The 21,098-nt window shown below is 68.9% G+C and carries 19 protein-coding genes and 1 pseudogene; 3 read left to right on the plus strand and 17 right to left on the minus strand.

Annotated elements, in window-relative coordinates:
• Window positions 1–32: 32 nt before the first annotated feature.
• The 6 genes from ACJEIK_RS23890 to ACJEIK_RS23915 form a co-directional block, all read right to left on the minus strand.
• Complete coding sequence (locus ACJEIK_RS23890; RefSeq protein ID WP_003402602.1) at window positions 33–134, minus strand: 30S ribosomal protein bS22; 102 nt, start codon at window positions 132–134, stop codon at window positions 33–35.
• Window positions 135–316: 182 nt separating this feature from the next.
• Window positions 317–541, minus strand: coding sequence for a cell division/environmental response transcriptional regulator (locus ACJEIK_RS23895; RefSeq protein ID WP_029105159.1), 225 nt, complete (start codon window positions 539–541; stop codon window positions 317–319).
• Between the two features lie 139 nt (window positions 542–680).
• A complete protein-coding gene (gene proC / locus ACJEIK_RS23900; RefSeq protein WP_138250626.1) occupies window positions 681–1,544 on the minus strand; it encodes a pyrroline-5-carboxylate reductase in 864 nt (287 codons plus the stop codon).
• A gap of 28 nt (window positions 1,545–1,572) precedes the next feature.
• Complete coding sequence (locus ACJEIK_RS23905) at window positions 1,573–2,418, minus strand: sugar phosphate isomerase/epimerase (protein ID WP_061001484.1); 846 nt, start codon at window positions 2,416–2,418, stop codon at window positions 1,573–1,575.
• A gap of 11 nt (window positions 2,419–2,429) precedes the next feature.
• On the minus strand, window positions 2,430–3,578 hold the full coding sequence (locus ACJEIK_RS23910) for an FUSC family protein (protein ID WP_409430389.1): 1,149 nt from the start codon (window positions 3,576–3,578) through the stop codon (window positions 2,430–2,432).
• Window positions 3,575–4,561: a Ppx/GppA phosphatase family protein gene (locus tag ACJEIK_RS23915; RefSeq protein ID WP_064858693.1), complete on the minus strand. Its 987-nt coding sequence runs from the start codon at window positions 4,559–4,561 to the stop codon at window positions 3,575–3,577. Before ACJEIK_RS23915 ends, ACJEIK_RS23910 begins: the two co-directional genes overlap by 4 nt.
• Before the next feature lie 25 nt (window positions 4,562–4,586).
• Between ACJEIK_RS23915 and ACJEIK_RS23920 the strand changes: the two genes are divergently transcribed.
• Window positions 4,587–5,405, plus strand: coding sequence for a hypothetical protein (locus tag ACJEIK_RS23920; protein ID WP_409430390.1), 819 nt, complete (start codon window positions 4,587–4,589; stop codon window positions 5,403–5,405).
• A gap of 9 nt (window positions 5,406–5,414) precedes the next feature.
• Here the strand turns inward: ACJEIK_RS23920 and regX are convergent, their stop codons facing one another.
• The 7 genes from regX to ACJEIK_RS23955 all read right to left on the minus strand — a co-directional run bounded on the left by regX (window position 5,415) and on the right by ACJEIK_RS23955 (window position 13,829).
• Window positions 5,415–6,101: a two-component sensory transduction protein RegX gene (gene regX / locus ACJEIK_RS23925; protein WP_409430391.1), complete on the minus strand. Its 687-nt coding sequence runs from the start codon at window positions 6,099–6,101 to the stop codon at window positions 5,415–5,417.
• Window positions 6,098–7,315, minus strand: coding sequence for a sensor histidine kinase (locus ACJEIK_RS23930; protein ID WP_409430392.1), 1,218 nt, complete (start codon window positions 7,313–7,315; stop codon window positions 6,098–6,100). The genes regX and ACJEIK_RS23930 overlap by 4 nt, the downstream gene beginning before the upstream one ends.
• A 123-nt stretch (window positions 7,316–7,438) precedes the next feature.
• A complete protein-coding gene (locus ACJEIK_RS23935) occupies window positions 7,439–8,191 on the minus strand; it encodes a phosphoglyceromutase (RefSeq protein WP_409430393.1) in 753 nt (250 codons plus the stop codon).
• Between the two features lie 269 nt (window positions 8,192–8,460).
• A complete protein-coding gene (locus ACJEIK_RS23940) occupies window positions 8,461–8,967 on the minus strand; it encodes a YbjN domain-containing protein (protein ID WP_409430394.1) in 507 nt (168 codons plus the stop codon).
• Window positions 8,964–10,250 carry a D-inositol-3-phosphate glycosyltransferase gene (gene mshA / locus ACJEIK_RS23945; RefSeq protein ID WP_064858647.1) on the minus strand — a complete coding sequence of 429 codons (1,287 nt, stop codon included), beginning with the start codon at window positions 10,248–10,250 and terminating at the stop codon, window positions 8,964–8,966. Before mshA ends, ACJEIK_RS23940 begins: the two co-directional genes overlap by 4 nt.
• Before the next feature lie 172 nt (window positions 10,251–10,422).
• The gene (locus ACJEIK_RS23950; RefSeq protein ID WP_409430395.1) at window positions 10,423–12,369 is read right to left on the minus strand and encodes a GMC family oxidoreductase N-terminal domain-containing protein; all 1,947 of its coding nucleotides are present in this window, start codon (window positions 12,367–12,369) and stop codon (window positions 10,423–10,425) included.
• A gap of 38 nt (window positions 12,370–12,407) precedes the next feature.
• Entirely contained in the window at window positions 12,408–13,829 is a 1,422-nt protein-coding gene (locus tag ACJEIK_RS23955) for an aldehyde dehydrogenase family protein (protein WP_409430396.1), read from the minus strand.
• A gap of 147 nt (window positions 13,830–13,976) precedes the next feature.
• On the opposite strand from ACJEIK_RS23955, the gene ACJEIK_RS23960 reads away from it, so the two are divergent.
• Window positions 13,977–15,200: a PucR family transcriptional regulator gene (locus ACJEIK_RS23960; RefSeq protein ID WP_409430397.1), complete on the plus strand. Its 1,224-nt coding sequence runs from the start codon at window positions 13,977–13,979 to the stop codon at window positions 15,198–15,200.
• Here the strand turns inward: ACJEIK_RS23960 and ACJEIK_RS23965 are convergent.
• Both ACJEIK_RS23965 and ACJEIK_RS23970 read right to left on the minus strand, forming a co-directional pair.
• The gene (locus ACJEIK_RS23965; protein ID WP_135356111.1) at window positions 15,197–16,498 is read right to left on the minus strand and encodes an ROK family transcriptional regulator; all 1,302 of its coding nucleotides are present in this window, start codon (window positions 16,496–16,498) and stop codon (window positions 15,197–15,199) included. The two genes, ACJEIK_RS23960 and ACJEIK_RS23965, sit on opposite strands and share 4 nt — an antisense overlap.
• 58 nt (window positions 16,499–16,556) lie before the next feature.
• On the minus strand, window positions 16,557–17,648 hold the full coding sequence (locus ACJEIK_RS23970) for an IS630 family transposase (RefSeq protein ID WP_036429724.1): 1,092 nt from the start codon (window positions 17,646–17,648) through the stop codon (window positions 16,557–16,559).
• 221 nt (window positions 17,649–17,869) lie between these two features.
• Here ACJEIK_RS23970 and ACJEIK_RS23975 point away from each other — a divergent pair, with 221 nt between their 5' ends.
• Window positions 17,870–18,631: an SDR family oxidoreductase gene (locus ACJEIK_RS23975; protein ID WP_133425416.1), complete on the plus strand. Its 762-nt coding sequence runs from the start codon at window positions 17,870–17,872 to the stop codon at window positions 18,629–18,631.
• A gap of 82 nt (window positions 18,632–18,713) precedes the next feature.
• Here ACJEIK_RS23975 and ACJEIK_RS23980 read toward each other — a convergent pair.
• Both ACJEIK_RS23980 and ACJEIK_RS23985 read right to left on the minus strand, forming a co-directional pair.
• A pseudogene (locus ACJEIK_RS23980) lies at window positions 18,714–20,000 on the minus strand (Ig-like domain-containing protein); the annotation flags it as partial.
• A 35-nt stretch (window positions 20,001–20,035) separates the two neighbouring features.
• Window positions 20,036–21,094, minus strand: a complete 1,059-nt coding sequence (locus ACJEIK_RS23985) for a UDP-N-acetylmuramate dehydrogenase (RefSeq protein WP_135356110.1) — start codon at window positions 21,092–21,094, stop codon at window positions 20,036–20,038.
• Window positions 21,095–21,098 lie beyond the last annotated feature (4 nt).

Below are 21,098 nucleotides of genomic sequence, written 5' to 3' on the forward strand. Positions count from 1 at the left end.
GCCTAGTGGGCGACGCAAACGAGCGCTGAGAACTACTTACCGAGTTTTCTACGCTGAACCCGGGTACGACGAAGCAGCTTGCGGTGCTTCTTCTTCGACATGCGCTTACGCCGCTTCTTGATGACTGAACCCATAGACTTTGAAGTCTCCGCTACTAGACGTCGATCCGTGAAGATCGGTGTGAAACCAACCCCGCCACTTTACCCGGCCGGGTTTCCCGCCACGAAAACGCCTGCTGGATTCGCCTGCTCATCAGGGATTTCGGCGTGCCCTGCATCGCTGACCGATACAAATCACGCCGAAGTCGCGACGGCGACTACCCCGCGTCGTGGTACGAGGACTCGAGCAGGTCGTGCACCGCCTTGGCGTGTACCCGAAATGAGCGGCCGACACGCACCGCGGGCAACTCCCCGTTGTGCACCAGCCGGTATACCGTCATCTTGCTCACCCGCATCAGGCTCGCAACCTCGGCAACAGTCAGGAACTGCGTTCGTGGCTGATCGCCACCGTCACGCGCCGACGGCCCGTTCATAGACGTCATCGCAACCCAATCAATCAGGCACGGCCAGCTCCAGCGGCTTCCCCTCCGCTGGCACCAACGCGTGCTTACGAGAAGGAGAATAGCGTGGCCAATGTGGTTATTGCGACGGGTGTGGGGTAATCAATCTGAAATCTTAGAACTACTCAGATGTAATTCTTAGCTGCTCAGACCGTGTTTTTGCGGCTTCGACCGCACTCGCGACGGCAGACCGCAACCCACCCCGTTCGAGTTCCCGCAGACCAGCGGCGGTCGTGCCGCCCGGAGAGGTCACCGAGGCCCGCAATTGCGCGGCGCTGGTGTCGAGCGGACCGACCACGGAACCAGAGCCGGATTCCGTCATCCGATCGAGCAACATGGCGGCCGCACCGGCCATCGTCTGGGCCGCCAACTCGGTTGCCACGGGCCGCGGGAGGCCCGCCGCGACACCCGCGTCGACGACGGCCTCCACCATCAGGAAGAAGTACGCGGGGCCCGAACCGGACACCGCGGTCACCGCGTCCATCTGCTTCTCCGGCACCGTCAGCACCGCGCCGACGGCGGAGAAGATCTCCGACACCTCGGCCAGCTGCGCGTCGTTCGCGTACCGGCCCCGTGACAGCGCGGTGATGCCCGCACCGACCAGCATGGGCGTATTCGGCATGACCCGCACCACCGGCGAGCCGGCCGGCAGCTTGGCCTCGTAGAAGGCCGTGGGAACGCCTGCGGCCACCGACACCACGACCTGCTCGACGCTGCTGCTGTCGGCGTCCGCGGCCGCGTCGGCCAGGGTCTCGACGACGCCCTCGACGGCGTCGGGCTTCACGGCCACGATCACGTAGGCGGCGTTCTCCGCGGCATCGGCGACATCGGTGACCCGGACGGAGTACTTCTCGGCGAGCTGCGCGGCGCGGGCCGGATAGGCCTCCGCGACCACCAGATCCTTGACCTGCCGCCCTGACTGCAGCAGCCCCGCCAGCAGGGCCTCGCCGATATTTCCGCCACCGATGATCGCAATTCTCGCCACGCCGACAGCATGCCAGGACGGCGGCGGGTCAGCGCAGCAGGTGCCGACGCGCGAATTCGAGCGACTCGACGAGCAGCGCCTCACGCTCGGCGTTGTTGCGCGCCGCGGACGTGGTGACCTCCAGGATCACGTGCCCGGAGAACTCACTGGCCGCCAGCATCTGGCAGATCTGCACCGTCGGCTGGCTGCCGCGCCCGGGCACCAGGTGTTCGTCGGTGGACGCGCCGTTGCCGTCGCACAGATGCAGGTGCACCAGCCCCTTGCCCATGCGCCGCGCCATGTCGACGGCATCGGTGCCCGCCGTCGCCGAATGCGACAGGTCCAGGGTGTAGTGGGCGTGATTGCCGTCCAGCGGGTCGTAGGACGGCGCGAACGCCGAGATCCCGGGTCCCGGGGCCCCTCCGCGCTTACGCATCCGCTCGATGGACGGCTGGCCGGTGCCGAAGAACCGGTCGGTGCGGAACGGGAACATGTTCTCGACCGCGACCAGCACGTCGCTCGAGGCCTCGAGCTCGGCGACCTGATCGGAGAAACCCTCGGCGTACCGGCGCTGCCACCGGAACGGCGGATGCACGACGACGGTCTGCGCACCCAGCTGTTCGGCGGCCCGCACGCTGCGTTCCAGCTTCGGGATCGGGTTGGACCCCCACACGCGCTGCGAGATCAGCAGACACGGCGCGTGCACGCTGAGCACCGGGACGCCCCAGCGCTGCGACATCCGCTCGACGGCGTCGATGTCCTGGCTGACGGGCTCGGCCCACACCATCAGCTCGACACCGTCGTAGCCCAGGCGGGCGGCGTACTCGAAGGCAGCTTCGGTCCGCAAGGGATAGACCGACGCGGTGGACAGACCTACCTTGATGGCGGGACGCACAGGCCTCCGGTTCAGGCTGAGTAGAGCAGTGCCAAGGGTCCGAACGTGACCAGACCGCCGACCAGAATCGCGATCAGCGTACTGGCCAGGTCGTGATCCTTCCGGATCACCCGGATCCCGGCGACCAGGCCGAGGATCACCAGCATCGACAGCATCAGCGCCACGATCTGGTTCCAGCGCCACAGCTGGTCGAAGGCGAAGAACATGCCGGCGCCGAACGCGACGGCCAGCAGGCTCTGCCCGACGACCCAGGCGCCGCGCTTGAGGCCGGACCCGGACTTCTCGTCGTCCTCGTGGTCGGCTTCGTCGTGGTCGGCTTCGCGGTCGATGGCTTCGTGGTCGACGTCCTCGTCGTGGGCTGCGACCAGCTCTTCGCACCGGGTGTCCGCGTCGGCGGCGAAGCCACCGAACAGGGCGTCGTAGCGCTCATTGCGGCCATTGCGTGACGGCTGACGCGGCGGCTCGGGAGCGGCCTCGGCCGCCGTGGTGTCGTCGACGACGGGCACGGCCCCGGTGTCGAGCTTGGCGACGGGCTCGGCGTCGGTGAGCGAGAGCAGATCGTCGTCGATGTCCGCGTCGGCCGGCACGTCCTCGTCGACCGGGTCGGGACTCATCTCCTCGGCGCCGCGGACCGGCTTGAACGACCACCGGAAGGCGGGCTTGCGCGACGGCGCCACGAACTCGATCGGGTCGGCCTCGGCGTCACGACGGCGCAGGTGGTCCTCGTAGTCGTCGACCGCGGCATCGACGGGCGCTGGTGCGGGCTCCACGATGTCGGTGTGCAGCATCGCGTCGTCGACGACGTAGTGGGCGCCGGTGTCGTCGGGCTCCATCTCGTCGGCCGCGGACGGCGTCTCGTCCTCGACGGCGACAGCCGCCTCCTCGACAGCGGCTTCCGGCTCCGGCTCGGCGACCGGCTCCGCGACGGACTCGGGCTCGGGCGCCGGCTCCGCCGGGGCCTCAGCCGGCTCTGCGTGCAGCGTCTCCGGCCGGATGATCGGGATTTCGCCGGTCAGTTCGGCGACCGTCACCGCATCGCTGTTCCCCCGCCGGCGGCGCCGGCGGCCACCGACCGGCGGCGCACCGATGGTGCCGTTCTTGGCCAGCAGCTCGGCGACCGAGATCGGTCGCGTCGCCGAGAAGTCGTCTGAATCTGTCATCGTGTCTCGCCTTTGGCGGGAGCCAATCCCGCGAACGTTTCCACCAAGTCGGTTCCATCGGCTTCGCTGTCGAGTTTCCGCAGAATGACACCCTCCCGCAACGCCCACGGGCAGATGTCCACCGCGTCGAGCGACAGCGCTCGCATGGTCGCCTCGGCCACCAACGCACCGGCCACGATCTGTGGCGCGCGGTCGGCACTCACCCCTTCCAACTCGGCTCTGTCGGCCGTGGTCATCCTAGAGATGAAAGATATGAGCTGTCTGAGGCCGGCGGCGGTCAATGTGCGCTTCACGCGCGGTCCGGCGCCCGACGGCGCCGCACCGGTGAGCCGGGCCAGCGACCGGAAGGTCTTCGAAGTCGCGACTGCGAGCTCCGGCGTACCCGCCGCGAGCACCTTGGCCGCCGAGGCGGAGATCTCGTTGTCCAGCCAGTCCCGCAGCACCGCCACGCGCCGGCGGCCGGGCGGATCCTCCTGCAGCCATTCGCGCGTCAAACGGCCCGCACCCAGCGGCATCGACAGTGCGACATCGGGTTCTTCGTCGATGCCGCCCGACAGCTCCAGCGAGCCGCCACCGATGTCGAGGTTGATGATGCGGCCCGCGCTCCAGCCGTACCAGCGGCGCACCGCCAGGAAGGTGAGCCGCGATTCGTCGACCCCGGACAGGACCTGCAGCTGGACGCCGGTCTCGGCCCGCACCCGGGCCAGCACCGCCTCGGAGTTGGTGGCATCCCGGACCGCAGATGTGGCGAACGCCATAAACTCCGCGCACCCCGAGCTGGTGGCGATCTTGGCGAACTCGTCGACGGTCGCGACGAGGCTGTCGGCGCCCTTGCGGGTCAATTTGCCGGTGTCGTCGATCGCCTCGGCAAGGCGCAGTGAGGCCTTGGTCGAACTCATCGGGGTCGGGTGCCCGCCACGGCGCGCGTCGACCACCAATAGATGAACGGTGTTACTGCCCACGTCGAGGACGCCCAATCGCACGGAAACCACGGTAACGGGTCTACGGTTGCGTGCTGTGACCGCATCGCAGATCAGTCCCGGCGAGCCTTCGAAGCCCGGTTCCCACGAGGTGGGACTGGACTTTGCCCGCGAGTGGGTGGAGTTCTTCGACCCCGACAATCCGGAGCATCTGATCGCCGCGGACATGACGTGGCTGCTGTCGAAATGGACCTGCGTCTTCGGGACGCCGGCGTGCCAGGGCACCGTCGAGGGCCGGCCCGACGACGGCTGCTGCAGCCACGGCGCCTTCATGGCCGATGACGACGATGTCGCGCAGCTCGAGGAGTCGGTCAAGCTGCTGACCGACGAGGACTGGCAGTTCCGGGAGAAGGGCCTGGGCCGCAAGGGCTACCTCGAGATGGACGAGTACGACGACAAGCCCAACCTGCGGACCCGCAAGTACAAGGGTGCGTGCATCTTCCTGAACCGGCCCGGTTTCGCCGGTGGGATCGGCTGCGCGCTGCACAGCAAGGCCCTCAAGCTCGGCGTCGAGCCGCTGACCATGAAGCCCGAGGTCTGCTGGCAGCTGCCGATCCGCCGCACCCAGGATTGGGTGACGCGGCCGGACGGCACCGAGATCCTGCGGACCGTCGTCACCGAATACGACCGGCGCGGCTGGGGCGAGGGCGGCCACGACCTGGTCTGGTACTGCACCGGCGACCCGGCCGCGCACGTCGGCGCCCGGCCAGTGTGGGAGTCCTACGGGCCCGAGCTGACCGAACTGCTGGGCGCGAAGGTGTACGCCGAGCTGGCCGCGCTGTGCAAGCGCCGGGCCGGGCTGGGGCTCATCGCCGTCCACCCGGCCACGGCGGCCGCGGAGAAATAACCCGGGGAACTAACCCTCGAGCTTGTAACCCAGCCCGCGGACGGTGACGAGGTGCACCGGGTTGGCCGGGTCGGCCTCGATCTTGGAGCGCAGCCGCTTCACGTGGACGTCGAGGGTCTTGGTGTCACCGACGTAGTCGGCACCCCAGACCCGGTCGATCAACTGGCCACGCGTCAGCACCCGCCCGCTGTTGCGCATCAGGTACTCGAGCAGGTCGAACTCCTTGAGCGGCAGCGTGATGGCGTCGCCGTTGACCGACACGATGTGCCGCTCGACGTCCATGCGGACGGGCCCCGCCTCCAGCACGCCGTCGGCGCCGACGGCGTCGTCGGACTCGCCACCGCGGCGCAGCACGGCGCGGATGCGGGCGATGAGCTCGCGCGCCGAGTACGGCTTGGTGACGTAGTCGTCGGCGCCGAGTTCCAGGCCGACGACCTTGTCGATCTCGCTGTCCCGCGCGGTCACCATGATGACCGGCACACCCGACCGCGAGCGCAACTGCTTACAGACGTCGGTGCCGCTCATCCCGGGCAGCATCAGGTCCAGGAGCACGATGTCGGCCCCGGCCCGGTCGAACTCGGCCAACGCCGACGGACCATCGGTCACGACGGTGGCTTCGAAACCCTCCTTGCGCAACAGAAACGCCAAGGGATCGGCCAGGGACTCCTCGTCCTCCACGATCAGCACACTGGTCATTGGTTCGGTCGCCCTCCTTGTGATGGCAATGAGTGGTCGTCTCCCTCGTCGACATCCACGTCGTCCGAGTCGAGATAGGCCGGAATCGACAACGTGAACGTCGATCCGGTTCCCGGCTGACTCCACAGCCGGATGGTTCCGTTGTGGTTGGCCGCAACGTGTTTGACGATGGCCAACCCCAGCCCCGTGCCACCGGTGGCCCGGGACCGCGCCTTGTCGACGCGGAAGAATCGTTCGAAAACCCGTTCCTGATCGGCTTTTTCGATACCGATACCGCGGTCGGTCACCGCGATCTCGATGTTGTCGCCGTAGCGGCGCCGACTGATCGAAACCTGGGAACCTTTGGGCGAGTAGGAGATTGCGTTGGACACCAGGTTCGCGAGCGCCGTCGCCAGCAGCGTCTCGCTGCCCAGCACCTGGTAGCCGCGGGGCGCGTCCGTCGTGATCGCGATGTCGGCGTTGTCGGCGGCCACCTTGTGCCGGGAAACCACCTCGGCGACAACGGAATCCACGTCCACGGCGTCCAGGTGCGGCAGCGGCTCGGCGCCCTGCAGCCGGGACAGTTCGATCAGTTCGCCGACCATGTTCGCCAGCCGGTTCGATTCGGTGACGATCTTCTCGGCGAACCGGTTGACCATGTCCTGGTCCTCGGACGACGCCAGCAGTGCCTCGGCCAGCAGCCCCATGGCGCCGACCGGCGTCTTGAGCTCATGGCTGACGTTGGCGACGAAGTCGCGGCGGCTGGCCTCCATGCGGGCCTGTTCGGACTGGTCGTTGACGTAGACCACCGCGAAGCGGCCGTCCTCCTCCGTCAGCTGACGCGCCAGGCCCCGCACCGCCAGCCGGGAGCGGCCCGGGGTTGCGCGTTTGGCCGGCGACAGGTCGAACTCGACGTCCTCGCCGGTGGCCAGCGTGCGCTGCGCGGCCTCCCAGGCCCGATCGTCGAGCAGCCGGTCGCGCACCAGGCCGAGGTCACGGGCCAGGGAGTTGGTGTAGACGACGTCACGGTAGGTGTCGACGACCGCCATCCCCAGCGGGGACATGGACACGATGTGCGCGAACATCTCCGACACCGTCAGGCCGGACTGCTCGGCAGTGCGGCGCTCGCGGCGCTCGTTCAGCCGCGGCACCCACCGCATGCCGATCGCGATGCCCAGAGCCAACGCGAGCAGCGCCGTGGCGGCCACCAGAGGCAGCGCGTACGACAAGCTCACGGGCAAATCGTACGCATCAGGTGAACGTCATCCCAGCAGCGAGCGGCCAGATCGGTACAAGTCACACGTACAAATCCAGGTGTTTCACTGGTGTTAACCGCAGTTCACCGGCTGTTCGCGACGTCAGTGCTGTTTGGCGCCCTGCGCGGCGACGGCGGCGGCCCCCGCGGCAGCGGCCTCGGGGTCCAGGTACTCGCCGCCGGGCACCGTCGGCTTCAGGTTTTCGTCCAGCTCGTAGCGCAGCGGGATGCCCGTCGGGATGTTGAGGCCGGTGATCTCGTCGTCGGACATGCCGTCCAGGTACTTCACCAGCGCCCGCAGCGAGTTGCCGTGCGCGGCGATCAGCACGGTCTTGCCGGCTTTGAGGTCGGTCGCGATGGTCTGCTCGAAGTACGGCACGAACCGCTTGACGACGTCGGCGAGGCATTCGGTCAGCGGCGCGTCGATGCCGGCGTACCGCGGGTCGCCGTCCTGGCTGTAGGTGCTGCCCTTCTCGATCGGGGGCGGCGGGGTGTCGTAGCTGCGGCGCCACGACATGAACTGGTCCTGGCCGTACTTGGCCAGGGTCTCGGCCTTGTCGAGGCCCTGCAGCGCGCCGTAGTGCCGCTCGTTGAGGCGCCAATCGCGGTGCACGGGAATCCAGTGCCGGTCGGCGGCGTCCAGCGCCAGATTGGCGGTGGTGATCGCCCGGCGCAGCAGCGACGTGTAGAGCACGTCCGGCAGCACACCCTGCTCGACCAGCAGCTTTCCGCCGCGAACGGCTTCGGCCCGGCCCTTGTCGGTGAGGTCGACGTCGACCCAACCGGTGAACAGGTTCTTCTCGTTCCACTGGCTCTCGCCGTGACGCAGCAGGATCAAGGTCGGCATGGCCTGCATCTTCTCACGTGCGGGTTTGTGAGGGGTGGCGCACCCGGGACTCAATCCTGAGCCGCGCCGACCCTGCGGTGGCGGCGCCACAAGCCGAGAAATCCGGCCCCTCGACGCAGGCCCGACGGGTGCAACGTGCCCCGCGGGCGCTCTCTCCGCAGATGTTTCGCCGGGAGCCGTCAACTTTCGTTGACGGTCAACGAAAGTTGACGAGTTCAGATCGAACATGCCCCAGGGACCCGACACGCCCAACCCTGACGCGCCGGACCCGCGCGGCCCTACTCCGGCCGCAGGTGCTCGAACGCCTTGAGGTTCTTCAGCGACTCCCCGCGGGCGAGCCGCCACTTCCACTCTTTCTCGATCGACGAGCGGAAGCCCAGTTCGAGGAGGGTGTTGAAGTCGAAGTCGACGGCCTCGATCACCTGGCCCATGAGCCGGTCGATCTCGTCGGGGGTCACCGCGTGCAGCGCCATCCGGCCCACCAAATAGATGTCGCCGATGTTGTCCAGCGTGTAGGCCATGCCGTACAGCCGACGGTTGCGGCGCAGCAGGTACTTGTAGACGCCCTCGAAGTTCTCGTCGGGCTTGCGGCAGACGAACGCCTCCAGCCGCACGCCGTGCTCACCGACGCTGAGCAGCGTGTTGGTGGTCAGCCGGCGCTCGCCGGGTAGCGCGACGACGATGCCGGCCCGGCCGCCCGCTCCCCCGTCGTGGTGGGAGAAGTCGAGCTCGTGCGTGCGCAGGGTGTCTTCGATCAACTGGGTGACGGTGGCCGACGTCGTCATGCCCGCACTCCGCGCCGGATGAGGAACCGGCGGCTGCGGCGTGCCGCGGCGTCACGCCGAGGACGACGGCCGCGGTAGTCGGCGATCGCCCGCGTGTAGCCGGCCAGCAGGGCGTCCACGGTGTGTGCCCACGAGAAGGTGGCGGAGTGCTGCAACGCGCCCTCGGCCAACGACTCCGGCCCCATTTCCAGCGTCCGCCCGATCGCGTTGGCCCAGTCGACCGGATCGTGGCCTTGCACCAGAACGCCGCTCACGCCGTCGCGCACCGCGACGGGCAGCCCACCCACCGCGGCGGCCACCACCGGCGTCCCGCAGGCCTGCGCCTCGACGGCAACCAGGCCGAACGACTCCGAATAGCTCGGTACCGCAACGAGATCCGCGGCACGGAACACGTTCACCAGCTGATCACGGGACTGCGGCGGCAAGAAGGTCACGCGGTCGGTGATACCCAGCTCGTCGGCGAGGGAAACCAGCCCGTCGGGCACGGCCAGGCCACTGCCCGACGGACCGCCGGCGACCACGACGCGCACGTCGGACAGCTTGGCCGCCGCGCGCAGCAGCACGTCGGGGGCCTTCAGCGGCTGGATGCGGCCGACGAAGGCGACCACCTGCTCATCGAGCGAAAGACCCAGTGCCGCACGGGCTTCGGCCTTGTCGCCCGGCGTGAAGGTCTTCAAGTCGACGCCCGGGTAGGCGACGTCGATGCGGGCCGGGTCCGCGTGGTGCAGCGAAACCAGTTGCTGCGCTTCGTCTTCGGTGTTGACGATGAGCCGGTCGGCGGCGTCGACCACCTGCTGCTCACCGACGGCGCGCAGCGCGGGCTCCGGCGTATCGCCCTCTGCCAGTGACAGATTCTTCACCGCGGCCCAGGTGTGCGCCGTGTGCACCAGGGGCACCGCCCACCGGTCCGAGGCCAGCCAGCCCACCTGTCCGGACAGCCAGTAGTGCGAGTGCACGATGTCGTAGTAGCCCGGTTCGTGGTTCGCCTCGACGCGCAGGACACCCGCGGTGAAGGCACACAGCTGCGTCGGCAGGTCGTACTTGTCCAGGCCCTCGAACGGGCCGGCGACGATGTTCCGCACCAGGACGCCCGGGGCCACCCGAACCACGGGGGCGTCGGTCGACGACGTGGCCCGGGTGAAGATTTCCACCTCGACGCCGCGGCGGGCCAACTCGAGCGCACTCTGCAGGACGTAGACGTTCATACCGCCGGCATCGCCGGTGCCCGGTTGGGCCAGCGGCGAGGTATGGACCGACAGGACGGCGACACGCACGCCCTCCATCCTTACACCGTCGCGTGGACTGCCCTTCGTCCGGTGGTCCGAGCTGGGCATTTTGGCGACGTTCGAGGCCCGCGAGCGGCCGCGGAATGCACGGCTGACCCGGCGTGTCGGCGCACAGACACGGCCGCTCGCGGGAGGTGGTGGCCCCGGGGCCGCTCGCGGGAGGTGGGGGCTAGAGCATGTTGGTGGCGGTGCGGCGGGCGACGGCCATGACGGTGATCATGGGGTTCACGCCGGAACAGGTGGGCATGGCACTGGCGTCGGCGATCCACACGCCGGGGGTGTCGTGCAGCTCACCGGACGGGTTGGCCACCGAGGTCTGCGGGTCGGCGCCCATCCGCGCGCTGCTCATCTGGTGCGCGCTGAACACCGGGGTGCCGCCGGGCCCGATCGGCAGCTGGTTGACCTTTTCGATGAAGGCCTCCAGGTCCTCGCCACGCTGCCAGGGCGCGAACGGCTGGCCGGCCGCGTAAATCTGCCGCGCACCCGCGGCGGCGTGCATGCGGATGGACGTCTCGATGCCCTCCCGGAAGTGGCGGCGGTCGAGTTCGTCGGTGAACGGATACCAGTGCACGGCCTCCCCATCGGCGTCGACGGTGACGCTGCCTTCGCCGCGGTCCTTGACCAGCACGACCCAGTCGGCCCGGTTCTGGTACTCGCGGGCGAGTTCCTTGTGCTGCGCGCCGGACAGCCACGGCACCGTGGCGGTGAACAGGCCGGGCAGGTGCTGTACGCATTCGATGAGGTAGCCGTGGCCGTCGTGGGCTTCGGCGAACTCGTTCATCACCCCGGCCATGGCGGGGCCGAACCAGGGCTCCTGGCGTTCGTCGTAGATGCCGCTGACCAGGGTCGCCGGGTGCAGCCGCAGGCCGGTGCCGACGGCGGGTCCGCCGATGCCCGAACGCAGCAGCAGTGCCGGGGTTTCCAGGCTGCCGGCGGCTGCGACGACCTGCGGGGCGTTGATCACCACGCGGTGCGCGGCGCCGGTCACCGGGTCGGTGTACGTCGCCTCGACGCCGGCGGCCACACCGTCGCGCGTGACGATCCGGTGGGCCCGGGTGTTGGGCAGCAGCTGCGCGCCGGCGTCGGAGGCGTCCTGCAGGAAGGTCTTCATGGTGCCCTGCTTGGCGCCGGTCTGGTCGCCCATGCCGCTGTAGCCGACGAGGGCCGGGTCGAAGCGTTCCGGGTCGATGTTGAGCTGGGCGACGCCGTACGAATAGTCCAGCGCCGCAGCACCTTCCGACAGGCGGTGGTGCGGCTGGTTCTGGAGGGCGACCTTGTCGCAACAGCCGATCCGCTCGAACACCGCGGCCAGGTGCTCGTCGAACGACGGGCCGGTGACGTCCGTCAGCCCGAACTCGTCGGCCCACGTCTTGCGGACGGTGGCCGGGGTCAGCAGCGAGTTGGACCAGTTGACGGTGCTGCCGCCGCCGACCGTCGCCCCGGCGGCGATCGAGACCATGCCGTCGGCGCTCGGGAAGAAGCCGCCGCGCAGGAACAGGTTGTGGTACGCGACGGTTTCGAGCTGCACGAAGTCCGATTCGTTGCGGTAGCCGCCGGCCTCCAGCACGATGACGCACTTGCCGGCCTCGGCGAGCACCGCGGCCGCGACGCCGCCACCCGACCCGGAGCCGACGATGACGACGTCCGCGTCGAGCGTCGTGTCCGCGGACGGGGTGAGCACCGACAGCGTCTTCGGCGTCTGCGGCGGCTGCTGCGCGGGCCCGGGGTATCCCATACCGGCCCACAACGGGTTTCCGCTCTCGCCGCCCGGCAGGCTGTACGAGAACAGCACCGACAGCGTGTACAGCGCCGTCATGGCGGCGGTGGTCTCCGGCGAGATGCGTGACAGGTTGCCGACGATGACCTCGCGCACGTTGAGCGGCTGGTTGTTGAGGCCGACGAGCTCGGCGGTGTCGAGCAGCTGCTGCAGGCCGGCGAACTGCTCGGCGGGCAACTTGGTGATCAGGTACTGCTCGAGCACCGCGTCGGTGCCCAGGTCGCTGCCCTTGGCGGCGAAGAACCCGGTGGGGTCGTCATCGCGGGGCACCGATGCCACGTAGGTGTCGACGATGGTGGTCAGGGTCGTGCGCTGCTTGGCGGTGAAGGCGTTGGGCATGGGAGTTTCTTTCGAAAGTCGTTGGGGAAAGGGAGGTTTCAGGGCAGCTGCAGGGACTTGGTCTCGAGGAACTCCTCGAGACCCCACTTGCCGAACTCGCGCCCGTTGCCGGACTGGCCGTAGCCGCCGAACGGGGCGTGGATGTTGAAGGCGCCGTCGTTGATCTGCACCTGGCCGGACCGCAGCCGCCGGGCCACCGCGATGGCGCGCTCCCGGTCCGCCGAGTACACGCCGGCGTTGAGCCCGTAGATGCTGTCGTTGGCCAGGCGGACGGCGTCGTCCTCGTCGTCGTAGGCCTGGATGACGAGCACCGGTCCGAAGATCTCCTCGCGCACGATGGCCATGTCGGGGGTGCAGTCCGAGAACACCGTCGGCTGGACGTAGAAGCCGCGGTCCAGTCCCTCGGGCGGGGTCGGGCCGCCGGCGACCAGCCGTGCGCCTTCGGCGATGCCCTTTTCGATGTAGCCGACGACCCGGTCGCGCTGTACGGCCGACACCAGCGGGCCCAGTTCGGTGGCCGGGTCGAAGGGCTCGCCGACGCGCAACGCCTCGGTGCCGGCCCGCGCAATCGCTTCCACCTCAGCGAGTTTCGCGCGCGGCACGATCATGCGGGTCAGCGCGATGCACGTCTGCCCGGAGTTGAGGAAGCACCGGGTCAGCCCCTCCCGCACGGCCTCCACCAGGTCGGCGTCGTCGAGCACCACCAGCGCGGACTTGCCGCCGAGTTCCAGGCCGGCGCGCTTGATGGTCTGCGCCGCCACCGCGCCGATGCGCCGGCCCGCGGCCGTCGACCCCGTCAGCGACACCATGTCCACCTGCTCGTGCGCGACGAGCGTCTCGCCGACGCCCGGGCCGGTCCCGGTGACCAGGTTGAAGACGCCGGCCGGCAGGCCGATCGCGTCGAACACCTCGGCCAGCACGTAGGCGTTGAGTGGCGCGACCTCGCTGGGCTTGAGCACGACCGTGCAGCCCGCGGCCAGCGCCGGCGCCACCTTGGCCGCGATCTGGTGCAGCGGATAATTCCACGGCGTGATGGCGACGACGACGCCGATGGGCTCGCGCACCACCAGTGAGTTGTAGACCTGCTCCTCGAACGGGAAGCTCAGCGCCACATCGGCGATCGACACGAACGACTGCACGGGCAGCCCCGCCTGGATCACGTTGCTGTACGCGAACGGCATGCCGACCTCTTGGCTGATCAGCGTTGCGATCTCGGTCTGGCGGCGCTGCAGTTCCTCGGCGGCGAGCTTGAGGTAGCCGGCGCGCTCGGCCACCGACGTCGCCGCCCAACCGGGAAACGCGGCGCGCGCCGCGGTGACCGCGGCGTTCGCATCTGAGGCGTCGCCCAGCGGGATGGTCGCGATGACGTCCTCGGTGGCGGCGTTCACGACGTCGAACCGCTCGGCGCCGCGCGACGGTTGCCACCGCCCGTCGATGTAGTGGGCGTCGTGTTCGATCATCGGGTAGCTCCTGTCGGGGATTGTCAGAGATTTGTCACTGCGACCTATGCCATCCCCAGGGTGCGATGTGATGGCCGCCATATTCTTGGTCCGGCGGGACAACGAATCGCGCGACGTTGTTCGCGCGGACAAACGAGGAGCGAATCGATGCGGACCGACGCGGCCGTCACGGACTGGCTGGCGCAGTTCGCCGGGGCGTCGGAGAGCCGGGAGACGCTCGACCGCCTGGTCACCGTGGTCGACGACGAGATCGCCGAGGCGTTGCCCATGTTCGCGGACCCGACGCTGCGCCGCGATCTCGATGCGAGCACCCGCTCGAACTGGAAGGGCTTCCTCGCGGTCGTGACGCGCGACATCGTCGACGTGCGGCCGGCACCCGAGATCTATGACCTGGCGCGGACCCTCGCCCGCCGCGGGTACGAACTCCCGGTGCTGCTGGCGGTGTACCGCATCGGGCAGCGGTCGGCGTGGCAGTTCATCACCGAGACGCGGGTCGCCGCCATCGGCGATCCGGAGCTGCGCGCCGCAGTGCTGATGCAGCTCTGGCCCCGGCTGGCGAGCTGGCTCGACACCATGGTCGAAGCGCTGATCGTCACCTTCGCCGACGAACGCGACCAGTGGCAGCGCGGCGCGCGGGCCCGGCGCGCCGAAACCGTCCGGACCATCCTCGCGGGCCAGTCCGTCGACGTCGACGACGCCACCACGGCGCTGTCGTACCCACTTCGCCAGCGCCACACCGCATTTGCGGTGTGGGTCGACGAGCACGTGGCCGACGCCGACGTGCAACGGCTGCTCGACGCCACACCCGTCACCGTCAGCGCCGCCCTCGGCGCCGACCGGCCGTTGACGATAACCAGCGGAGCTCGCACCGTGTGGTGCTGGTCGGCCACGACGGGACTGTCGAAACCGTTGTCCGGCAGCGATATCGCCGCGCTGCCGGAGTACGTCCACGTCGCGGTCGGCACGTGCCATCCGGGTGTCGACGGATTCCGCCGCAGCCACGCCGAGGCCCTGGCCGCCCAGTCGGTGGCACACCGCCGCGGCGCCAGCGCGATCCGCTATGACGACGTCGAATTAGCTTGTCTGGCAGCAGGTATCGCGGGCGAAGACGGCATGACCACATTGGTGCGACGGGAACTGGGCGCGCTCGCGGCGGCCGACGACTCGACGGCACGCCTGCGAGACACGCTCCGGCTGTATCTGGCACATGCGGGTGACGCCCGGGCCGTCGGCGAAATCCTGAACCTGCACCCGAACACCGTCCGGTACCGCATCCGGCAGGCCGAACAACTCCTCGGGCACTCCGTCGACCACCGCCGCGTATACCTCGAACTGGCGCTGCACATCGTCAGCGCCTTCGGTACGAGTTAGGCGGCGCGCAGCGCGCGGCGCATGGCGCCGATCGGGTCGGCATACAGCCCACCGAGGGACACCACACCGGCGCCGGCCTCCTGCACCCGGTTGCCGAACGTGGTGACGCGAATGTCCCTGACGCCCAACACCGTTCGTTCCGCGAACGCCTGCTCGACAATCGGCAGTCCCTCGGGGTACTCGGAGAACGCCTGGCCGCCGACGACGAGGTCATCGGGGTTCAGCAGGTCGCGCAGCAGCGCCACCGCACCACCGAGCACGCGGGCCCGCTCGGCCAGCAGTTCGACGGCGGCGGTGTTGCCGGAGCGCGCGGCACGCAGCACCGCGGCGATGGTCGACGACGGGCCCTCCGCAGGCACGATCCGCTGCTTGCGGGCGGCGGCCAGCGCGGCCTCGTCGCTCACCGTGGACTCGAGCCGGCCGCTGCCGCCGAGCAGTTCCGAATGCGCCTGCAGTCCCGAGATGGTGCCGGGGCCGCTGGCCGGCGAGTGCACCTTGCCGCCGATCGACAGCGCGTAGCCGACGGTCTCACGGGCATACACATAAAGGCTGGTGGCGGACTCCGCGGCGGCCGCCGAGCGGCGCGCACCCAGCAGCAGTTCGGCGCCGGCCATCGCGTCGACGTGCGACGCCAGCGACACCGGCAGCCCCAGGGTCTGGGCCAGCACCGGGCCGACGGGCGCGTCCACCCAGCCGAGGCGCGGGTGGTCGACGTGACCGGTGGCGCTGTCCACCACACCACCGGAGGCGACCCCGACCCACAGCGGGCGGCGCCGGTGCCAGCGGCTCAGGTAGCGCTGCGCGCTGCCGGCCAGCGAGGCCAGCGCCGCGTTCTGGTCGCCGCGCGGCGTGGGCGTCTCGACCACGTCGAGGGTGCGGCCGAAGAGATCGGTCGCGACGATTGCGGTGGTCCGGGCGCCGACGTGCAGGCCCAGGGTCAGGAACGGTTCGTGGTTGACCTCGACCGGGATACGAGGGCGGCCGATGGCGCCGGCGACGGCGAGGTCGGCCCGCTCACGCAGCATCCCCGCGTCCAGCAGGGCCGTGACCTGCCGGTTCACCGTGGCGATGCTCAGGCCGGTGGCCTGCGCGATCACGTCCCGAGCGATGGGGCCGCGCAGCCGCGCCGCGCTGAAGACCGAGCCGGCGGCGGCGTCGGCGACCCGCAGCGAGGGCGCGACGATGTGGTAACGACGGGCATGGGGGTACCTCCCGCTTGCGGGGGACAGGGTGCGCTTGGCGTGGGCGGCAGAGCGGACGCCGGAGGGGGCAGAAACGGTGGAAACGGGAGCAGGCATTTGGGTGTCCTAGGGAAGAAGTCGGGCTGGTGGGTCCTGAGGCCACACCTGCCGACAGCTAGTGTCCTGCGCCGGGAATTCGTTGAAGATATGAACCGAGTCGTTCGAAGATCTCGTCGGCGGTCTTGGTCCAGTTGAACGGGCGGGGGTTGTCGTTCCAGTCTGCGATCCACTCGCGAATGTCCTTCTCGAGGGCCTGAATTGAGCGGTGAACGCCGCGGCGCAGTTTCTGGTCGGTGAGTAACCCGAACCACCGCTCGACCTGGTTGAGCCACGACGAGTAGGTCGGGGTGAAGTGCATGTGGAATCGGGGATGGGCGGCAAGCCATTTGGTTACTGTCGGCGATTTGTGCGTCGAGTAGTTGTCGCAGATCAGATGGACGTCCAGGTCAGCGGGCACGGTGTTGTCCAACTTGGTCAAGAACTTCTTGAACTCGATCGCGCGGTGCCGGCGGTGAATCGAGCCGTAGACCTCGCCGGTGGCCACATCCAGGGCGGCGAACAAGGTGGTGATTCCGTGCCGCACGTAGTCATGGGTGCGGCGCTCGGGCATGCCGGGCATCATCGGCAGCACCGGCGCGCTGCGATCCAAGGCCTGGATCTGCGATTTTTCATCGACGCAGAGCACCAGTGCCTTCTCCGGCGGGTCCAGATACAACCCCACGACGTCACGGACCTTGTCGACGAACTGCGGGTCGTTGCTGATCTTGAAGGTGTCCACCTGATGCGGCTTGAGGCCGAACGACTTCCAGATCCGTCCGACCGTTGACTTCGACAACCCGGTCTCAGCCGCCATCGAAGACCGCGACCAGTGCGTGGCGCCTTTGGGTTGACGCTCCAACGTGGCCACGATCAGCTGCTCGACCGCCTCGTCGGTGATCTTGCGCGGCGCACCAGGACGCGGCTCATCGGCCAGACCCTCCAGTCGCGCCTCCAGGAACCGTCCACGCCATTTGCCGACCGTTTGCGGCCACACACCTTCATCAGCGGCGACTTCCTTGTTGGATTTCCCTGCCGCGCAACCCAACACGATCCGACAACGTTGGGCCAACGCCTGCGAGGACTTCGATCGACGGGCCCACCGCTGCAACGTCTCACGTTCGTCGTCGGTCAACACCAACTCGACTACCGGCCTACCCCTGGTTCCCACCCGCCAATTCTACAATTAATCAACTAATTTACGGCGCAGGACACTAGGACGAAGGTATCCGTGTCGTGAGTCAGGCGCAGCGCGAAGCGCGACAACAACAACACGAACGCCGCACAGCGACGCCGGATGCCTGACTGATGATCACGAGGGGAACTTAGCACGCCTGCGGCGCAGCACAACGACCGCGATGAAGCCTGCGGCCAGTGACTAAGGTCGGTCACATGTCAGCTGAAGAACGCTCCGCGCGCGTCGCGGTGGTCACCGGCGCCAGCTCCGGAATCGGCGCCGCGACCGCGAAAACCCTTGCCGGCCTTGGCTTTCACGTCGTCTGCGCGGCCCGTCGTGCGGATCGGATCAACGCGCTCGCAGCCGAGATCGGCGGCACCGCCGTTGTGACAGACGTCACCGACCAGGCGTCGGTGGACGCTCTCGCGGCCCAGGTCGACGCCCTGGGACCAGTGCACGTACTGGTCAACAACGCCGGCGGCGCCAAGGGCCTGGCGCCCGTCGCGGAGGCCGACCTGGAGCACTGGGACTGGATGTGGCAGACCAACGTGCTGGGCACCCTGCGGGTGACGCGGGCGCTGCTGCCCGCCCTGATCGCATCGGGCGACGGACTGGTCGTCACCGTCACGTCCATCGCGGCGCTGGAGACGTATGACAACGGCGCCGGGTACATCGCCGCCAAGCACGGCCAGGGCGCCCTGCACCGCACGCTGCGCGGTGAGTTGTTGGGAAAACCGGTGCGGCTCACCGAGATTGCGCCTGGTGCCGTGGAGACGGAGTTCTCGCTCGTGCGGTTCGACGGGGATGCCGAGCGTGCCGACGCGGTGTATCAGGGCATCACGCCCCTGGTCGCCGAGGACGTCGCCGAGGTCATCGGTTTCGTGGCATCACGGCCGCCGCACGTCGATCTGGACCAGATCGTGATGCGGCCGCGCGACCAGGCGCCCTACAGCCGCTTTAACCGCCGGCCGCAGTAGTCGTCGGCGCCGACGAGGTCGAAGTCGCGGTCGACGCTGCCGTCGATGTCGTCGTCGAGGTGGACGACGACGTCGACGGCATGGTCGACGTGGTGGCCGGACCCGTGGGCGGCGGTGTCGTGGTGGTCGTCGGCGTGCCCGAATAGGTCGGCGCGTCGGTCGGGGTGGCCGGCGCGCTCTGCGGGATCGAGGTCTCCGGCGGCGCGGCGTTCGCCGGCGGCAGCGCCGACATCGAGACCCAGGTGGCCCAGTCGACGGCCCAGTCCCAGATGTCGCCGTCGGCGTAGGACAGCTGGATCGACGTGCCCGTCACCTCGACCGGATCGCCGTAGATGGCCGTCTGGAAGTACTGCTGGGCGTTGTCGGTCGACAGGTTGATACAGCCGTTGGTGACGTTCGTGTTGCCCTGCGCGCCCGAACTGGCCGGGTTGGCGTGGATGAACTCGCCGTTGTTGGAGATGCGCACGGCCCAGCGTTCGTGGACGTTCGAGTACCCGGCGGCCGGGTTCGACATCCAGAAGTCCGCGTACTTCTCGGTGACGACGTGCGTGCCGCTGCGGGTGACGTTGCGTGGCTTGTCGGCCTCGCCGTAGCTGCACGGGAAGTCGAACAGCACGCCGCCGTCGGTGATGACCTGGATGCGGTGGCTGGTCGCGTCGGCCTTGACGACCTGGCGCCGCCCGATGTTGATCTCCAGCGTGCTGTCCTGCGCGCCGTAGGCGTCGTCGCCGAACGGGACGCCGTACAACTTCGCCGAGACGCTGACCTTGGTGCCCGGCGGGTAGTACTCGCGGGGACGCCAGTGCATGCGCGCACCCTCGCGCTCGTCGGGCAGCCAGGCCCAACTGCCCTCGACGGGCGGCTCGGTGACGACCTTGACGTTGCGCTCGACCGAGGCCTTGTCGCTGATCGACGAGTCGAACTGCAGGATGATCGGCGCCGCCACCCCGACGGTCTGCCCGTCGGCGAGCTGGAACTGGCCGTTGACCTGCTTGGTCGGGTTGACGGTCGTGAACGTCGCGGACACCGGCACGGCCTTGCCGTCCCGGCCGACGGCCGAACCGGTGAACGTGTACGTCGCGCCGAAGCCCAGGGGCTCGGCGGCGTTGAACGACGTGCGGTCCTTGTTGAACACCGCGGCGACGACCTTGCCGTCGCCGTTGGTCAGGGTCAGCTTCTGGAACCAGCCGTCGGTGACGTCGACGCCGATGCTGCTGGTCGGCACCACGTCGGTGGCGCCGTTGGCGGGCCGGTAGGTGATGACGGGCGCCGCGGTCTCTTTGGCAGGCGCCGACGAGCCGGATCCGTTCGACTTGTCGGAGCACGCGGCGAGCACGCCGGAAGTGCCGACGGCAATCGCGGTCAGCATCTGTCGCCGGTTCACACTCACAGGAATGAATTTACCTACAGCGAACAGCCGATTAAGCACGGTTCCGGTGTGAGATCTATCCCGAAAGCGGCCTTGACGCCGTCCCGAACCGTCCTGGCCAGCGCTAATACGTCAGCGCTGCCAGCAAAGCCCCGGTTCGTCAGGGCCAGCGCATGCTTGGTCGAGAGCCGGGCCGGAGCGCCGTCACCCGGGTATCCCTTGCCGAAACCGGCCTGTTCCACGAGCCAGCCGGCAGCCAGCTTGACCCCGTTCGGGGCCGGGTAATTGGGCACGGGACCGTCCGATGCGTCCCTTATCCGTTCGAAGACGTCGGGCGGAACCACCGGGTTGGTGAAGAACGACCCGGCGCTCCAGGTGTCGTGGTCGGCCGCGTCGGACACCATGCCCTTGCCGCGCCGCAACGCCAGCACCGCCTCGCGGACCGCGAGCGCATCGACCCGGGTACCCGGCTCGGCGCCCAGGCGGGACGCGAGTTCGCCGTACCGCAGCGGGGCACTGAGCCCGTCGGGGTTCAGGGTGAACTCCACCTCCAGGACGACGGCGTGGTCGGAGTTCTTCAGCACGCTGTGCCGATAGCCGAAATCCAGCGTCTCGGGGCTCACCCAGTTGTCGGCACCCGTCGCACGGTCGAACAGCCGCACCCGGCTGATGGTGTCGGCGACCTCGGCCCCATAGGCACCGACGTTCTGCACCGGCGTCGCCCCGGCCGAGCCCGGGATACCGGACAGGCATTCCAGACCACCGAGCCCGTGCGCCAACGAGGCCACGACGACGTCGTCCCACAGCGCGCCGGCCTCGGCCCGCACCACGTTGCCCTCGACAGTGATCTCGGTGTTCGCCAGCAGGACGACGGTCAGCTCGGTCAAATCATCGGCGACCAGCACATTCGACCCGCCCGCCAGGACCAGCAGCGGACCCGGGCCGTCCTGCAGCGCGGTCAGCGCGCCGACCACCTTGGCGGTGGTATCGCAGGTGATCAGACGGGCTGCCACCGGTCCGACACGGAACGAGGTCAGGGGTGCCAGCGGCACGTCATAGTCGACCGCCGCGCCCCCGATATCCGAACTGACCACGGCC

This window comes from Mycobacterium sp. SMC-16 (assembly GCF_046250085.1).
GTDB lineage: Bacteria > Actinomycetota > Actinomycetes > Mycobacteriales > Mycobacteriaceae > Mycobacterium > Mycobacterium phocaicum.

Coding starts and splice junctions, on each gene's coding strand:
- mshA (WP_064858647.1), bottom strand. CDS start 10,250: ATGGAGGGCGTGCGTGTCGCCGTCCTGTCGGTCCATACCTCGCCGCTG.
- ACJEIK_RS23960 (WP_409430397.1), top strand. CDS start 13,977: ATGCGGACCGACGCGGCCGTCACGGACTGGCTGGCGCAGTTCGCCGGG.
- ACJEIK_RS23935 (WP_409430393.1), bottom strand. CDS start 8,191: ATGCAGGCCATGCCGACCTTGATCCTGCTGCGTCACGGCGAGAGCCAG.
- ACJEIK_RS23910 (WP_409430389.1), bottom strand. CDS start 3,578: ATGACAGATTCAGACGACTTCTCGGCGACGCGACCGATCTCGGTCGCC.
- ACJEIK_RS23950 (WP_409430395.1), bottom strand. CDS start 12,369: ATGCCCAACGCCTTCACCGCCAAGCAGCGCACGACCCTGACCACCATC.
- ACJEIK_RS23955 (WP_409430396.1), bottom strand. CDS start 13,829: ATGATCGAACACGACGCCCACTACATCGACGGGCGGTGGCAACCGTCG.
- ACJEIK_RS23895 (WP_029105159.1), bottom strand. CDS start 541: ATGACGTCTATGAACGGGCCGTCGGCGCGTGACGGTGGCGATCAGCCA.
- ACJEIK_RS23890 (WP_003402602.1), bottom strand. CDS start 134: ATGGGTTCAGTCATCAAGAAGCGGCGTAAGCGCATGTCGAAGAAGAAG.
- regX (WP_409430391.1), bottom strand. CDS start 6,101: ATGACCAGTGTGCTGATCGTGGAGGACGAGGAGTCCCTGGCCGATCCC.
- ACJEIK_RS23940 (WP_409430394.1), bottom strand. CDS start 8,967: ATGACGACGTCGGCCACCGTCACCCAGTTGATCGAAGACACCCTGCGC.
- ACJEIK_RS23975 (WP_133425416.1), top strand. CDS start 17,870: ATGTCAGCTGAAGAACGCTCCGCGCGCGTCGCGGTGGTCACCGGCGCC.
- ACJEIK_RS23965 (WP_135356111.1), bottom strand. CDS start 16,498: ATGCCTGCTCCCGTTTCCACCGTTTCTGCCCCCTCCGGCGTCCGCTCT.